Below are 14,030 nucleotides of genomic sequence, written 5' to 3'. Positions count from 1 at the left end.
ATTGCTCCAACACCCCCCCAACCCTCCTCCCCCGGCCCCCTCGGGGGTGGGGGGGGGGGGGCGGGGGGGCGCCCCCCCCCCCCCCCCGCCCGGTCAGGCGTACACGTGCGGATCTCTGTCGGCCGGCGGGTGTACCGCGGGGTCGGCGGCCGACGCCGCCTCGAGCCATTGACGTGCCGTCTCCAGGGCGTGCCTCACGTCGCGCGTGCCGGTGGACACGCACAGCGTGTAGGCGAGATCACGCGCCTGTGCCTGTGCCTGCGGCGGTGCCTCGGTGGATCCGGGTCGCGTCAGCGCCTCGTACTCGTCGACGAGTCTGCGCAGGACAGCGGGATGCGGCATGAGCATCGGTCTGCTTCTCCTCCGTTCGGAATGGGTGATTGTCGCGCCGTCAGCGCAGGGCTTCCTGGCGCACCCGCTCGCAGCTGCGGCTGATGAGCCGGGACACGTGCATCTGGGAGATGCCCAGCTGGTCGGCGATCCTGCTCTGCGTCATGTCCTCGAAGAACCGCATGTAGAGGATGGCGCGCTCACGTTCCGGCAGCCGGCGCAGGCCTTCCTTGGCGGACTCGCGGTCGACCACGACATCGAAGGAGGAGTCGGAGTCGCCCAGGGTGTCGGCGAGGCTGTAGCCGTCGTCACCGGCCGAGGTCTCGGCGTCCAGCGAGAGCGTGCTGAAGCTCTCCAGGGCCTCCAGGCCGGCGTTCACCTCGTCCTCGGTGAGCCCGGTGTGGGTGGCGATGTCGGCGGCGGAGGGCTCGGCCGCCCCGGGATTCTGGGTGAGCTCCCGGCGGGCGACGCGCACCTTGTTGCGCAGTTCCTGTACCCGGCGGGGCACGCGCAGCGCCCACATCCGGTCCCGGAAGTGCCGCTTGATCTCCCCGGTGATGGTGGGCACGGCGTAGCTCTCGAAGGCTCCGCGCTCGGGGTCGAAACGGTCGACGGCCTTGACCAGACCCAGCGCCGCTACCTGCCGCAGGTCCTCGATCGCCTCACCGCGGTCGCGGAAGCGGCCGGCGATGCGGTGGGCCATGGGCAGCCAGGCGGTGACGAGCTCGTCGCGTACGGCGTCCCGCTCGGGGCCCTCCTCCAGGGTGACCAGCCGGGCGAACCGGCTCATGGTGTCGGGCGCGTCGGCGTGGGTGCGCCGCAACTGAGCGGTGGCGGGGGTGGATGCGGATGCGGAAGGACGGCTTGTCGACATGTCGATAGGCATGCGGTATCGCTCTCCTGAACGGTGGTCTCAGGGACTGGCGACGGTGAACTCCCGCCGTCCGGAGCGCGCGAGGCGCCCCGGAGCGGACAAGTCGCTCCCGTCGGCGCGCCTCCGGTCCGAAGCACGAACCTCCGTCTGCCCTGCCCCCGGAGGAACAAACTCCGCGCGGGGGAAAGGCGTTCACAGGCTCGCGGTCCGCATCCCGGACCGGTCGGCGCCCGGGTCAGAACACGGGGACGACGGCGGTGATGCGCTTACCGCCGGAGGGCAGGCAGGCAACCCTGACATTGCGTGCCAGCCGGCAGACGATCGGCCAGCCGCGACCGCCGGCGCGCCGTCGCCCCTGTTCGTCGAGCGGGGCGGCGGTGACCGGCAGCCGGTCGCTGCGGTCGCTGACGGACACGCGCACGGCCGACCCGTCCATGTCCACGTCGAATCCGGTGATGCCGCCGCCGTGCAGGATGGCGTTGGTCGTCAGTTCCGAGGCGACGAGCAGGGCGTCCGAGAGCCCGTCCTCGTCGTACGGGCAGCCGATGGCCCCGCAGCTTCCGGTCACCGCCCGCCGTACGGCGCTGCGGACGTCGGCCGGTCCGCACTGTTCGTGCCCTCCACGCCCGAGGGCGCCGCCCTGCGCGCCACCCCTGTCTGTCGAGTCGTTCGTACGCATCCCTTCGCTCCCCTGCGCTGGTCCCGGCTGGTCGGACGGCCGCACCTCCGCGGCGGGCTCGGCGCCCCTTCCGCACCCGGCGCTCTCTTCCACCGGACGGTGCGGTCGTCTCCCTTTCGGCTGGCCGCCCCGGCGGCGGCCAAACCTCCCGGACGGGGAGCATTCGTCCCGCCGGATACGGGTACGCGAACCACATGACCGATGTGGTGGACTCGGACGAACTGCTGCGGCGCATCCAGCGGGCGAGGGCCTGCGCCCACGAGGAGCTGCTGGCCTGGCGGGCCCGGAGCGCGGATCTCGCCCGGGCCGACGCGGAACGCGCGGACGAGGCGCGGGACGCCCGGACGCGGGGTCTCGCCTACGAAGCCGTGCTCAGGGTGCTGGACGAGATCGTGACGCCCGGCCGGAGCGCCGAGCCGCATTGACCGGGACGTCGGCTCCGGTGGAGTGAAACAGGTCACGTGACCAGGTTTCGATTACACAAAATCTCCGCGAATGGTTTACGGTTCATTCATACCTGGTGAGCGGGGTCGAAGTCACTCCTCCTCCGTACACCACCTTTTGCTGCCCTGGCTGGCCTCCCCCGTCCAGCCAGGGCTTTTCCATGCCCTCGGGGCCCTCGTACGGAAAGTGCGGCCCTCCGAGGTGCCCGGGGCGTCGGCAGCGGCTGAAATGGTAGGGGGAAGCAACCCCACCGATCGTCGGCGAGGAGCTCCGGGCCATGACCAAAGCGACCAAACTGCTGACCGCGCTCCCCCCGCCCCAGCGCCAGCACCTGATGACGCTCGCCCGTGAGGTGTCCTTCCCTGAGGACACCCGGATCTTCGAAGCGGGCGGCACCGCCGACCGCTTCTGGGTCATCCGTTCCGGCGCGGTCTCGCTTGTCCAGCAGGTGACGTCCCTGCGACGGGTCAACGTCGCGAGCCTCGGCGCCGGCGACCTGCTGGGCTGGTCCTGGCTGTTCCCGCCGTACCGGTGGGACTTCGGCGCGGAGGCCTTCAGCCCCGTACGCGCCTACGAGTTCGAGGCACCACCGGTGCTCGCGCTGTGCGACGAGGATCCGGCGCTCGGGCTGTCGCTGATACGGACCGTGGCCGAGATCCTCGCGCACCGGCTGGAGACGACCCGGGGCAAGCTGATGGAGCAGTACGGGGCGCAGAGGCGCGGCGTGCTGTAGACCCCGCGCCCGGCTCAGACGCGGTACCGGCGCAGCGCGGGCACGGCGGCGGCCAGGCCCAGCATCGACGCGACGACCAGCAGACCGCCGCCCGCGACCGCGATCCGGGGCCCGAAGGCGGCACCCGCCGTGCCGTGCAGGGCGTCGGCCAGCCGTGGGCCGCCGGCGACGACGACCGTGAAGACGCCCTGCATACGACCGCGCATCTCGTCGGTGGCGGCGGACAGCAGGATCGCCCCGCGGAAGACCATGGAGACCATGTCGGCGACGCCGGCACAGACCAGGAACACCACGGCGAGCCAGAGACTGCCGCTCAGGCCGAACCCGGCGATCGCCGCGCCCCAGGCGACGACCGCGCCGATGACCATCAAGCCGTGCCGCCTCGCCCGGGAGAACGTGCCGGAGAAGAGTCCCCCCAGCACCGCGCCGACGGGGATCGCCGCGAACAGCAGGCCGAGGGCGAGCCCCTCACCGTAGGAGGCGTACGTCTCGGCGGCGAGCTGCGGGAACAGGGCCCGGGGCATGCCGAAGACCATGGCGATGACATCGGCGAGGAAGGACAGCAGCAGGACCTTGTGCCCGGAGATGTAGCGGAAACCCTCGACGATCTCACGCACCCCGGCGCGCCGGGCGGTGGCGCTCGCCAGGGGCGGCAGCGCGGGCAGGCGGGCCACGGCCCACAGCGTCACGCACAGCGCGACGGCGTCGAGGAGGTACAGCTCGGGCAGGCCGACGACGGGGATCAGGGAGCCCGCGAGCAGCGGCCCGGCGACCAGACCGGTCTGCATGACGGTCGAGCCGAGGGCGTTGGCGGCGGCGAGTTCGTGCGCCGGGACCAGTCGGGCGATGGAGGCGTTGCGGGCGGGCGCGTTCAGGCCGAAGAACGCCTGCTGGGTGGCGAGCAGCACCATCAGCACGGCCACCGAGTCGAGCCCCGAGACCGCCTGGAGCCAGAACAGCACCGAGGTGACGGCGATACCGCTGTTGGTGACCAGCAGCAGCTTGCGCCGGTCGACGGTGTCGGCGACCGCGCCGCCCCACAGCGCGAACAGCACCATCGGCACCAGACCGGCGAGGCTCGCGTAACCGACCCAGGCGGAGGAGCCGGTGATGTCGTAGATCTGCTTGGGCACCGCGACGGCGGTGAGCTGGCTGCCCACGGCCGTGACGATGGTCGAGGACCACAGCCGCCGGTAGGCCGGCCGGCGCAGCGGCCGGGTGTCCATCGCCCAGCGGCGCCAGCCCCGCCCGGGCCGGTCCTGCGGACTCGGGCCGGTCTCCCCGGCCTCGGGTGCGGTGCTGCTCTCGCTCGTGTCCACGCGATTCCTGGTTGCTCGTTACATCTTTCGGTCCGGAGGTCACTATCCCAGCACCTGCCGTGCTTTCACCGACCGGTGGACGCGAGATCTCAGATTCCGGAATCCGTACGCCGGACCTGACACCGGACCTGCCGCCGGACCGGGCGCCGGACCCGACACCGGACCCGACGCCGGACGACGCCGGACCTGACACCGGACCCGACGCCGGACGACGCCGGACCTGACACCGGACCCGACGCCGGACCCGACGCCGGACCCGACGCCGGACCTGACACCGGACCCGACGCCGGACCCGACACCGGACCTGACACCGGACCTGACACCGGACCGGGCGGCTCAGGCCCCGACGACGAGCGTCACGCCGAGGACGATCATCGTGGCGGCGACGAGACCGTCCAGGACGCGCCAGGCGGCCGGCCGGGTCAGGAACCGGCCGAGCAGCCGGGCGCCGAAGCCCAGCGCGGCGAACCAGCACAGGCTGGCGAGAGCGGCGCCGAGACCGAACGTCCAGCGCAGCGGGCCACGGTCGGCGGCGACGGAACCGAGCAGGAAGACCGTGTCGAGGTAGACGTGCGGGTTGAGCCAGGTCAGCGCCAGACAGGTCAGCACGGCCCGGCGCAAGGAGCCCGCGCCCTCCCCCTCCGTCGTCAGGGCACCCGTGGGCCGGAACGCCCGCCGGGCCGCCAGGGCCCCGTAGCAGAGCAGGAACAGACCGCCGATCCAGCCGACCGCGGTCAGCGCCCCGGGCCAGGCCACCACGAGCGCGCCCACCCCGCCCACACCCAGGGCGATGAGCAGTGCGTCGGACAGGGCGCAGATGGCGACGACGGCGAGGACGGCGTCACGGCGGACGCCCTGACGCAGGACGAAAGCGTTCTGGGCGCCGATGGCGACGATGAGCGACAGGCCGGTGCCGAATCCGGCGGCCGCGGCGGTGAGGGTGTGGGACATGACGTCCACGCTAGGGAAGCGATCACTGGACGTACAGCTAAAGATTCTTACGTATCATTAGCTCTCGTGATGATCGGATGATGACGGACCTTCCGCTCGACCACGTGCGCACCCTGCTCGCGGTGGTGGACGAGGGCACCTTCGACGCGGCCGCCGCCGCCCTGCATCTGACGCCGTCGGCGGTCAGTCAGCGCGTCAAGGCACTGGAGCAGCGCACGGGCCGGGTGCTGCTGCTGCGCACCAAGCCGGTGCGGGCCACGGAGTCGGGCGAGATCGTCGTCCGGTTCGCCCGCCAGCTGGCCCGGCTCGAGCGCGACACGCGGTCCGAGCTGGGCATGAGCGGCGAGGGCGAGCCGGCCCGGGTGACGGTCGCGGTGAACGCCGACTCGCTCGCCACCTGGTTCCTGCCGGCCCTGACCCGGGTGCCGCGGGAGCCGCAGCTCTGCTTCGAACTGCACCGCGAGGACGAGACCCGCACGGCGGAGCTGCTGCGGGAGGGGCTGGTGATGGCCGCGGTGACCTCGTCGCCCGAGGCCGTGACCGGCTGCTCCGTACGGGCCCTGGGCACGATGCGCTACCTGGCCGCCGCGACCCCGGACTTCGTCGCCCGCCACCTGGTCGACGGCCCGCTCCACGAAACCCTCGCCCGGGCGCCGGTGATGACCTTCGACCGGAGCGACGACCTCCAGGACGCGTTCGTGCGCGGGCTGCGCCGGGGCGCCGGCGGTGCGAGTCCGGTGCGACAGGCCGTGCCGACCTCGGAGGGTTTCGTGGCCGCCGTGGTCGCCGGCCTGGGCTGGGGCATGGTGCCCGAGGTGCAGTCCGGCCCGCTGCTGCGCTCCGGCCGCCTGGTCTCCCTCGCCCCCGAACGCCCGCTGGACGTCCCGCTGTACTGGCAGCAGTGGAAGCTGGACTCCCCGGCGCTCGCGGCGGTGGCGGACGCGGTGACGGCGACGGCGGCCGAGTCCCTCAGGAGCTGAGCCCGGCCAGCGTCGCCTGCGCACTGTCCAGCAGCATCTCCAGCGCCGTCGGATAGGCGCTGGTCACCATGCGGGTCGACAGCAGCGGGGCCGCCTCGGCGATCCGGGGGTGGGTCTCGGCGGGCAGCCGGGCGTACGTCGAGCGCCACACCGCTTCGTCGGCGCGCTGCGCGGCCCGGGGCAACGCCAGGGACGCGGCGTCCAGGGCGGCGAAGGCCAGCGTCTGGTCGATGAAGGCGTGGTAGATCCGCACGGTGTCCGGCAGCGGGAACCCGGCGGTGCGCAGCACGTCCAGGACGGCCTCGTCGGCGGCGAGTTCGTTGGCCCGGCCGGTCACCCGGCTCGCGGTCAGCTGGGCGGCCTGCGGGTGGGCGACGTATGCGGCGTGGATGCGCAGCCCGACGGTGTGCAGATCCGTGCGCCACTCCCCCGTCGGCCGCCAGCCGCGCAGCGCCTCGCCGACGAGCGCGTCGCCGATGGCCAGGGTCAGCTCGTCCATGCCCCGGAAGTACCGGTACAGGGTGCTGGGGTCGCAGTCGAGGGCGATGCCGAGCCGGCGGGCGCTGAGGCCGGCGCTGCCGTGCTCGCGCAGCAGGCGCAGCGCCGCCTCGACGATCAGCCGCTCGGACAGCACGGTGCCGCTCCTGGTGGGCCGGCGCCGGCGCCGCTTCTCCTCGGGTACCACCTGTTTGGCCACGGCCCTCGCCCCCTCGCCCCTCGTCCGCGCTCTTCGGTCGCCGGTCTTCGGTCGCCGGTCTTCGGTCGCCGGTCTTCGGTGTCGGTCTTCGGTCGTTGCGCTTTGGTCGTTGCGCTTTGGTCGTTGCGCTTCGGTCGTTGCGCTTCGGTGTCCGGCCGTCGTGCTTCGGTCGTCGCCCTTATGCCAACGCCATTGACCTTACGCGGGCGCACGGCGTTGTATCTCTCTCAGGGCCCCCCTTCGCACACCTTCGTTCGCAGTCTCAGCCGAGGGAGTTCTCGTCATGCGTGTCCTGCTCGTGGGCGCCGGCGGTGTGGGCACCGCCATCACCCGCATCGCCGCCCGCCGTCCGTTCTTCGAGGCACTGGTGGTCGCCGACTACGACCCCGCCCGTGCCACTGCCGCCGTCGCCGCGCTCGACGGCGACGACCGCTTCCACGCCGAGCGCGTCGACGCCGGCGACGAGGCGGCCGTGGCCGGCCTGCTCGCCCGCCACCGCTGCGACGTCCTGCTCAACGCCACCGACCCGCGGTTCGTGATGCCGCTGTTCCGCGCGGCACGGGCCGCCGGGGCCACCTATGTCGACATGGCGATGTCGCTGTCGCGGCCGCACCCCGACCGGCCGTACGAGGAGTGCGGGGTCCGGCTCGGCGACGCCCAGTTCGCCGAGGCCGACGACTGGGCCGAGGCGGGCGCCCTGGCCCTGGTCGGCATGGGGGTCGAGCCGGGTCTGTCGGACGTCTTCGCCCGGTACGCCGCCGACGAACTCTTCGACGAGATCGAGGAGATCGGCATTCGCGACGGTGCGAACCTCACCGTCGACGGCCACGACTTCGCACCCTCCTTCAACATCTGGACCACCATCGAGGAGTGTCTGAACCCACCGGTGGTCTACGAGGCCGACCGGGGCTGGTTCACCACCGCGCCCTTCAGCGAACCCGAGGTGTTCGACTTCCCCGAGGGCATCGGGCCGGTGGAGTGCGTGAACGTCGAGCACGAGGAGGTGCTGCTCGTGCCGCGCTGGGTGAAGGCGCGCCGGGTCACCTTCAAGTACGGCCTGGGCAACGAGTTCATCGAGACCCTGAAGACGCTGCACCTCCTCGGACTGGACCGCACCACGCCCGTCACCGTGCCCGGCGAGCACGGACCGGTGCGGGTCTCGCCCCGGGACGTGGTGGCCGCCTGTCTGCCCGACCCGGCGACCCTGGGCGAGCTGATGCACGGCAAGACCTGCGCGGGCACCTGGGTGCGGGGCGTGAAGGACGGCGCGCCGCGCGAGGTGTACCTGTACCACGTGGTCGACAACCAGTGGTCCATGGCCGAGTACGGCAGCCAGGCCGTGGTGTGGCAGACCGCCGTCAACCCGGTGGTAGCCCTCGAACTGCTCGCCACGGGCGCGTGGTCCGGCGCGGGTGTCCTGGGCCCCGAGGCGTTCCCGCCCCGCCCGTTCCTCGACCTGCTCACGGCGTACGGCTCCCCGTGGGGGCAACGGGAGCAGTGAACGTTTTTCCGGGCCCGCCCGGTTTCACCGGCGCCTCTGCGGTGACCCGATCGGGAGCAACTCATCCGGAAAAGCGCATACGACGAGATCGCAGGTGACTTCGATGGACAACTGGCGAGAGCACGCCGAGTGCCGCAACGAGGACCCCGACCTCTTCTTCCCGATCGGTACCTCCGGTCCGGCACTGCTCCAGACGGAGCAGGCGAAGACGGTCTGCCGACGCTGCCCGGTGCAGGAGGCGTGCCTGGGGTGGGCCATGGAGACCGATCAGAGCCTCGGGGTCTGGGGCGGTACGAGTGAGAACGAACGACGTGCCCTCAAGCGGCGCATCAGGGCGCGACGCAGCTCGTGAGCCGCGGGTCGATGCCCGGGGCCGGGGCGGCCCGTGGCCGGGGAGTCGCACCCCGGCCCCACGCCCGCCGGGGGCCGGTGGCGGAGCGGCCGGGCGGCGGCCGGGCCGGGAGACCGGGCCGGAGATCGGCATCCGGGCCGGCCGCCCACCGGCCGGTCCGGCGCGGCGGCCCTCGCCGGACCGGCGGCGCCGTTCCGCAGAACGCAGTGCACACGGCTGTTCCGCAGCTGTACCCCGGCCGTCCCGGGCAGCAGGGCTGCCGGCTAGCCGTCCGCGGGCGGCGTCGCCGCGGGCAGCCGCAGGGTGAAGACGCTGCCCGCGCCCGGGGTGCTCGCCGCCCGCGCCGTGCCGCCGTGGGCGTCCGTCAGCTGACGGACTATCGGCAGACCCAGCCCGCTGCCGCCGGTGCGGCGACTGCGTGACTTCTCCGCCCGCCAGAACCGCTCGAAGACGTGCGGCAGATCCTCGGCGGCGATTCCCGTGCCGGTGTCGGCGACCTCCAGGACGACCCGCTCGCCGTCGCCGCGGGCGGTGAGGGTGACCGTGCCGTCGGGCGGGGTGTGGCGTACGGCGTTGGTGACGAGGTTTCCGAGCGCCTGCCGCAGCCGTACCGGGTCGGCGTCCAGCCAGGGAGCACCCTCGGTCTCGGTGCGCAGGCGCACGCCGGCCGTGTCGGCGGCGACCCGGTGGGCGGCGGTGACCTGGGCGAGCAGGTCGTCGGCGGGCACCGGTTCGCGGTGCAGGCGCAGGGTGCCGGCGTCGGCCGCCGCGAGGTCGCGCAGGTCGTCGATGACGCGCTGGAGGAGCAGGGCCTCCTCGTGCAGGGCGCCCAGCAGTTCGGTGTCGGGTTCCACGAGGCCGTCGCGGGCGACCTCCAGCCACCCCCGGATGTTGGTGAGCGGGCTGCGCAGTTCGTGGGCCACGTCGCTGACGAGCGCCTTGCGCTGGGCCTCCAGCCGTTCCCTGCGTTCGGCCAGGTCGTTGAAGGCCTCCGCGAGGATCCCGGTCTCGTCGCGGGTCGTGACGGGCACGCGCGCGTGCCGGTCCGGGGGCTGCCCCGCGGCCTCGGTCAGGGCGCGCAGGGGCCGTACCAGGCGGGTGGCGACGACGGCGGTGACGGCGACGGTGACGGCCAGCACCAGCCCGGCCGCGCCGACGACCTTCGCCTTGTTGGCCGGGGACATGACCCAGCGGGGAGCCGCGCCGTCGTCCCCGACGCCGAGGAACAGCTCGGCGACCGGGGCGACGTACGGGTCGAGCTGGGCGTGCCGCGCGGTCTCGAAGCAGGTCTGGGCCGCGCGCAGGGCCGCCTTGCCGTCGTCCGCGCCGTCGGTGCCGCCGGCCGCCACCTTGGCGAACACGGGCGCCAGGGTCGGCGCCCGGCCGGACACGCCGGGCAGGCCGGTGCCGAACAGCAGGGGGGTGTCGGGATCCAGGCCCGCCCGGGTCAGGCAACCGCCGGCGCGGCCCTGAAGCGCGGTCAGCGCCTTCTCCTCCGTGGGCGCGGGCGTGTCGAGCTGCCCGTCCCCGCACTCCTCGAACGCGTATCCCGAGACGGCGGTGGAGTCCGCGGCGGTGACCACCGGGCGCCCGCTCGGGGTGTGGGTGACGGTCATGTCGATGCCGAAGCCGGAGAGGCAGCGTTGCCGCGCGCGGGCCACGGCGTCGAGCTTCGTGCGTTCGAGCGTGCTGAGCCGGTAGGGGCCCACCACGCGCGGGTCGGTGCCGCTCAGCTGCGCGCCCGGTTCGCTGTAGGTGTCGGTGCGCAGCGGGTCGACGGTGGCGGCGGCGCTCGGCGGCAGGGAGGTGCCGCGCGGCGCGGAGTCGGCCAGGGTTGTGCGGTCGGCGGTGGTCAGGGCGATGCGCCGGCCGGTCCGCGCGGACAGGTCACGGACCGTCGCCTGGACACCCTTCCAGTCGGGGTGGGTGGCGGCGTAGCCACTGAGCCGCGCGAGGATGTCCATGTCGTCGGCGAGGGCCTGGCCCTGTTCCTCCCGCAGCGCGCGGGTGGTGGTGGTGACGGCGAGCCAGGCGGTGGCGGCCACCGAGCACACGGCGATCAGGACGGACGCGATCAGCAGACGGACCAGCAGGCGCTTGCGCAGCGGTACGCGGGTGCGGGCGGTGTTCACGCGTGGCCGCCGCTGAGCTTGTAGCCGACGCCGAACACCGTCAGCAGCCGCACGGGTCTGCGCGGGTCGTCCTCGATCTTCCGGCGCAGGTTCATGATGTGCACGTCGATCGCCCGTTCCGTCGAGGCCCGGTCGACCCCGCGGGTGCACTGGAGCAACTGCCTGCGGGAGAACACCCGTTCGGGTTCGGCGGCCATGGCCAGCAGGATCTGGAACTCGGCCGGTGTGCACTCCACCGGCTCGCCGTCGCAGCGCACCTCGTGCCGCCCGGGATCGACGGCGAGCCCCGCGGCCCGGACGACGGGGTCGTCCCGCCGGTCGGCGCCGGCCCGCCCGCTGCGCCGCAGGACGGTACGGATGCGGGCCATCAGCTCGCGCGGACTGTAGGGCTTGGTCATGTAGTCGTCGGCGCCCAGTTCCAGGCCCAGCAGCACATCGTCCTCGCCGGCCCGGGCGGTCAGCATCAGCACCGGGATGTCGTCGTCCCGGCGCAGCACCCGGCACACCCCGAAACCGTCGATGACCGGCAGCATGAGGTCGAGGACGACGAGGTCGGGCCGGCTGCGCCGCACCGCGTCCAGCGCGGCGGCGCCGTCGTGCACGACGGTGGCGGTGTGCCCCTCGGCGAGCAGCGAGCGGCGGATGAGTTCGGCCTGCATCGCGTCGTCCTCGGCGACCAGTACATGAGCGCACACGCGACAACTCCGTTTGTTCAGCGGGCCAGAGAGGCATGGTCGCCCATGACGACCACAGGGTGCAGGGCGGGGTCCAGGGTGAGGAGCAGCTCCTTCATGTGCTGCTCGGCGATGCTCACACAGCCGTGGGTGGGGCCGCCGTGGTCGACGTGCAGCCAGATGCCGCCGCCGCGTTCCGCGCCGAGGGGGCGGGTCCAGTCGAGGGGAGAGGTGCCGGGCTCGCGGTTGTAGTCGATCGCGATCACGTAGTCGAAGGAGCCTCGCAGCGATTCGCCCTTGAACCCGGTGCCGTGCGCGGTGAAGCCGGTGCCGCGGTCGTAGGAGAGCCGGGTGCCGGGGTCGCGCAGCAGGCCGCCGGCGTCGGTGAGGCCGTAGACGCCGACGGGCGAGCGCAGGTCGCCGCCCCTGTGGTGGTCGCTCCAGCCGCGCAGCGCGTTGTGCGCGGGCCACGGCTCCCCCGACTGCCAGCCGGCCGCGGTACGCCGGTACAGGACCACCGTGGAGAGCGGGGAGTCGCGGCCCCGGCCGGTCACCACGACCACCTGAGCCGCGTCGTCCGGCACGGCCGCCAGGGTCTTCGTCCCCAGGCCGGGTATCCCCTGCGGTGCCACCTCGACGGAGATCGCGGGCGTGGGTGTGCCGGGCGTCGCCGGTGTGCCGGCGGCGGTGGCGCCGGGCCGGGGTTGCGGCGTGGCCGCGGCGCCGCCGCCGCATCCGGTGAGCAGGAGGGATGCGGCGAGCAGCACGGCCCGGCGGCGATGGGTGATCATCGTTCGACTTTCGCCGACAGGTGTGTGGAACTCGTCAGGTTCCGGGGCCTGTTCGGCCCCGCTACGGCTTGCCGGGCTTGCCCCGGCCGTACAGCCAACTCTGGAACAGCGCGCCGAGGTTCTGCCCGGACTCCCGTTCCGCGAGGCGTTCGAACCGGGCGGTGGTGCCGTGGCCGTAGCGGTGCGCGGCGGCCCAGGCGCGCAGGACGCGGAAGAAGGCACGGTCTCCGACGGCGGTGCGCAGGGCGTGCAGGGTCATGGCGCCGCGGGCGTAGACGGGGGTGCCGAAGATGTTCGCGCCGCTGCCGGGGTCGCCGGGCGGGAACTCCCACAGGCCGTCGGTGGCGGGGCGGGCGTACAGGGCGTCGAAGGTCTGCTGGGCGGTCTTGCCGCCGTGCTGCTCGGCGTAGAGCCACTCGGTGTAGGCGGCGAAGCCCTCGTTGAGCCAGATGTCCTTCCAGGAGGTGAGGGAGACGGAGTCGCCGAACCACTGGTGGGCGCTCTCGTGGACGAGGGTGCTCAGGTCGGGGGCGCTGTCGTACACGGGCCGGGACTGGGTCTCCAGGGCGTAGCCGACGTTCGGGGCGTGGTCGACGATGGAGCCGGCGGCGCGGAAGGGGTAGGGCCCGAACAGTCCGCTCTCCCACTCCAGCACGGTGGGCAGCTGTCCGAGGACGGGTGCGGCGGCCGCGGCCTCGCGTGGGTCGACGGCGTCGTAGACCTTGAGGCCGGTGCGGGTCGTGTACTGCTCGACCTGGAATCTCCCCACGGTGGCGGTGGCGAGGTAGGCGGCCATGGGTTCGCTCTGGCGCCAGCGGAAGGTGGTCCGGCCGTTGGTGGTGCGCCGGCCGAGGAGGACGCCGTTGGCGACGGCGGCGCGGTCCTTCGGCACGGTGATAGTGAAGTCGTAGGAGGACTTGTCGAGGGGATGGTTGTTGGCCGGGAACCAGGTCATGGCGCCCTGCGGTTCGCCGGCGACGAAGGCCCCGTCGTCGGTGGGGATCCAGCCGTCGAGGGAGCCGTCGGGGTCGGTGACCGGGCCGGGGGTGCCTTGGTAGGTGACGGTGACCTGGAATCGCTCGCCCTTGCGCAGGGCGCGCCGCGGGGTGACGACGAGTTCCTGGCCGTCGCGCCGGTGCGCGGCCTTGACGTGGTCGACGGTCAGGCCGGTGACCTTGAGCCCTTGGAAGTCGAGGTCGAGGCGGGTCAGCCGCTGGGTGGCGCGGGCGGTCAGGACAGCCTTGCCGTCGAGGTGCCGGCTGCCCGGGTCGTAGCGGAGGGTCAGGTCGTAGTGGGTCACGTGGTAGCCGCCGTTGCCGGCGAGCGGGAAGTAGGGGTCGCCAATGCCGGCGTCGCCCGTCGGTCCGGCCGCGGTGGCGGGTCCGGCCGCCGTGAGCAGCGCCGCCAGGGCGACGGGGACGGTGGCGGCGACGGTTTGGCGGCGCAGGAGGGTGGTGGCGCGTCTGCGGGGCTGTGTCACGTGCGCTCCTGGGGGGTGGCGTGTGATCAAACGTCCTCAGACTAGGGACTGGGCGCCCCGCTCTTCCCCCTCGTTCAGGTCAAGCCGAGCGGT

Annotated in this window: 15 protein-coding genes; 5 read left to right on the top strand and 10 right to left on the bottom strand. The window is 73.1% G+C overall.

What is annotated here, in order from left to right; genetic code table 11:
• Positions 1-93 precede the first annotated feature (93 nt).
• The 3 genes from ACFWBD_RS27535 to ACFWBD_RS27525 all read right to left on the bottom strand — a co-directional run bounded on the left by ACFWBD_RS27535 (position 94) and on the right by ACFWBD_RS27525 (position 1,883).
• A complete protein-coding gene (locus ACFWBD_RS27535; RefSeq protein ID WP_385672111.1) occupies positions 94-348 on the bottom strand; it encodes a DUF5133 domain-containing protein in 255 nt (84 codons plus the stop codon).
• 43 nt (positions 349-391) lie between these two features.
• A complete protein-coding gene (locus ACFWBD_RS27530; RefSeq protein WP_385672108.1) occupies positions 392-1,216 on the bottom strand; it encodes a SigB/SigF/SigG family RNA polymerase sigma factor in 825 nt (274 codons plus the stop codon).
• A gap of 223 nt (positions 1,217-1,439) precedes the next feature.
• On the bottom strand, positions 1,440-1,883 hold the full coding sequence (locus ACFWBD_RS27525) for an ATP-binding protein (RefSeq protein WP_385672105.1): 444 nt from the start codon (positions 1,881-1,883) through the stop codon (positions 1,440-1,442).
• Positions 1,884-2,077: 194 nt separating this feature from the next.
• On the opposite strand from ACFWBD_RS27525, the gene ACFWBD_RS27520 reads away from it, so the two are divergent.
• Both ACFWBD_RS27520 and ACFWBD_RS27515 read left to right on the top strand, forming a co-directional pair.
• The gene (locus tag ACFWBD_RS27520; RefSeq protein ID WP_385672102.1) at positions 2,078-2,308 is read left to right on the top strand and encodes a hypothetical protein; all 231 of its coding nucleotides are present in this window, start codon (positions 2,078-2,080) and stop codon (positions 2,306-2,308) included.
• A gap of 296 nt (positions 2,309-2,604) precedes the next feature.
• Complete coding sequence (locus tag ACFWBD_RS27515) at positions 2,605-3,060, top strand: cyclic nucleotide-binding domain-containing protein (protein ID WP_385672099.1); 456 nt, start codon at positions 2,605-2,607, stop codon at positions 3,058-3,060.
• Between the two features lie 14 nt (positions 3,061-3,074).
• Here the strand turns inward: ACFWBD_RS27515 and ACFWBD_RS27510 are convergent, their stop codons facing one another.
• Positions 3,075-4,379, bottom strand: a complete 1,305-nt coding sequence (locus ACFWBD_RS27510; RefSeq protein ID WP_385672096.1) for an MFS transporter — start codon at positions 4,377-4,379, stop codon at positions 3,075-3,077.
• Positions 4,380-4,715: 336 nt separating this feature from the next.
• Positions 4,716-5,330: a LysE/ArgO family amino acid transporter gene (locus ACFWBD_RS27505; protein WP_385672093.1), complete on the bottom strand. Its 615-nt coding sequence runs from the start codon at positions 5,328-5,330 to the stop codon at positions 4,716-4,718.
• A gap of 77 nt (positions 5,331-5,407) precedes the next feature.
• Here ACFWBD_RS27505 and ACFWBD_RS27500 point away from each other — a divergent pair, with 77 nt between their 5' ends.
• Positions 5,408-6,310, top strand: a complete 903-nt coding sequence (locus ACFWBD_RS27500; protein WP_385672090.1) for a LysR family transcriptional regulator ArgP — start codon at positions 5,408-5,410, stop codon at positions 6,308-6,310.
• Here the strand turns inward: ACFWBD_RS27500 and ACFWBD_RS27495 are convergent.
• On the bottom strand, positions 6,300-7,007 hold the full coding sequence (locus tag ACFWBD_RS27495; RefSeq protein WP_385672087.1) for a TetR/AcrR family transcriptional regulator: 708 nt from the start codon (positions 7,005-7,007) through the stop codon (positions 6,300-6,302). The two genes, ACFWBD_RS27500 and ACFWBD_RS27495, sit on opposite strands and share 11 nt — an antisense overlap.
• A 283-nt stretch (positions 7,008-7,290) precedes the next feature.
• Here ACFWBD_RS27495 and ACFWBD_RS27490 point away from each other — a divergent pair, with 283 nt between their 5' ends.
• Together ACFWBD_RS27490 and ACFWBD_RS27485 are read left to right on the top strand one after the other, a co-directional pair.
• Positions 7,291-8,508 (top strand): saccharopine dehydrogenase family protein, encoded by a 1,218-nt coding sequence (locus ACFWBD_RS27490; RefSeq protein WP_385672084.1) that lies wholly within the window; start codon positions 7,291-7,293, stop codon positions 8,506-8,508.
• Between the two features lie 103 nt (positions 8,509-8,611).
• The gene (locus tag ACFWBD_RS27485) at positions 8,612-8,860 is read left to right on the top strand and encodes a WhiB family transcriptional regulator (protein WP_385672082.1); all 249 of its coding nucleotides are present in this window, start codon (positions 8,612-8,614) and stop codon (positions 8,858-8,860) included.
• Between the two features lie 263 nt (positions 8,861-9,123).
• On the opposite strand, the gene ACFWBD_RS27480 is transcribed toward ACFWBD_RS27485, so the two are convergent.
• From ACFWBD_RS27480 to ACFWBD_RS27465, 4 genes are all read right to left on the bottom strand, one after another.
• Positions 9,124-10,992 carry a sensor histidine kinase gene (locus ACFWBD_RS27480; protein WP_385672079.1) on the bottom strand — a complete coding sequence of 623 codons (1,869 nt, stop codon included), beginning with the start codon at positions 10,990-10,992 and terminating at the stop codon, positions 9,124-9,126.
• Complete coding sequence (locus ACFWBD_RS27475; RefSeq protein ID WP_385672076.1) at positions 10,989-11,687, bottom strand: response regulator; 699 nt, start codon at positions 11,685-11,687, stop codon at positions 10,989-10,991. The genes ACFWBD_RS27480 and ACFWBD_RS27475 overlap by 4 nt, the downstream gene beginning before the upstream one ends.
• Positions 11,688-11,704: 17 nt before the next feature.
• Positions 11,705-12,457, bottom strand: coding sequence for a L,D-transpeptidase family protein (locus ACFWBD_RS27470; RefSeq protein ID WP_385672073.1), 753 nt, complete (start codon positions 12,455-12,457; stop codon positions 11,705-11,707).
• 61 nt (positions 12,458-12,518) lie between these two features.
• Complete coding sequence (locus tag ACFWBD_RS27465) at positions 12,519-13,937, bottom strand: M1 family metallopeptidase (RefSeq protein WP_385672070.1); 1,419 nt, start codon at positions 13,935-13,937, stop codon at positions 12,519-12,521.
• Between the last annotated feature and the right edge of the window lie 93 nt (positions 13,938-14,030).

Source organism: Streptomyces sp. NPDC060002 (genome assembly GCF_042737245.1).
GTDB lineage: Bacteria > Actinomycetota > Actinomycetes > Streptomycetales > Streptomycetaceae > Streptomyces.
This window is presented reverse-complemented; position numbering and strand designations above follow the sequence as displayed.

What these genes read in the sequence shown, in the direction of transcription:
- ACFWBD_RS27525 (WP_385672105.1), bottom strand. Translation starts at nt 1,883, where the DNA reads ATGCGTACGAACGACTCGACAGACAGGGGTGGCGCGCAGGGCGGCGCC.
- ACFWBD_RS27530 (WP_385672108.1), bottom strand. Translation starts at nt 1,216, where the DNA reads ATGCCTATCGACATGTCGACAAGCCGTCCTTCCGCATCCGCATCCACC.
- ACFWBD_RS27535 (WP_385672111.1), bottom strand. Translation starts at nt 348, where the DNA reads ATGCTCATGCCGCATCCCGCTGTCCTGCGCAGACTCGTCGACGAGTAC.
- ACFWBD_RS27520 (WP_385672102.1), top strand. Translation starts at nt 2,078, where the DNA reads ATGACCGATGTGGTGGACTCGGACGAACTGCTGCGGCGCATCCAGCGG.
- ACFWBD_RS27485 (WP_385672082.1), top strand. Translation starts at nt 8,612, where the DNA reads ATGGACAACTGGCGAGAGCACGCCGAGTGCCGCAACGAGGACCCCGAC.
- ACFWBD_RS27515 (WP_385672099.1), top strand. Translation starts at nt 2,605, where the DNA reads ATGACCAAAGCGACCAAACTGCTGACCGCGCTCCCCCCGCCCCAGCGC.
- ACFWBD_RS27505 (WP_385672093.1), bottom strand. Translation starts at nt 5,330, where the DNA reads ATGTCCCACACCCTCACCGCCGCGGCCGCCGGATTCGGCACCGGCCTG.
- ACFWBD_RS27470 (WP_385672073.1), bottom strand. Translation starts at nt 12,457, where the DNA reads ATGATCACCCATCGCCGCCGGGCCGTGCTGCTCGCCGCATCCCTCCTG.
- ACFWBD_RS27500 (WP_385672090.1), top strand. Translation starts at nt 5,408, where the DNA reads ATGATGACGGACCTTCCGCTCGACCACGTGCGCACCCTGCTCGCGGTG.
- ACFWBD_RS27490 (WP_385672084.1), top strand. Translation starts at nt 7,291, where the DNA reads ATGCGTGTCCTGCTCGTGGGCGCCGGCGGTGTGGGCACCGCCATCACC.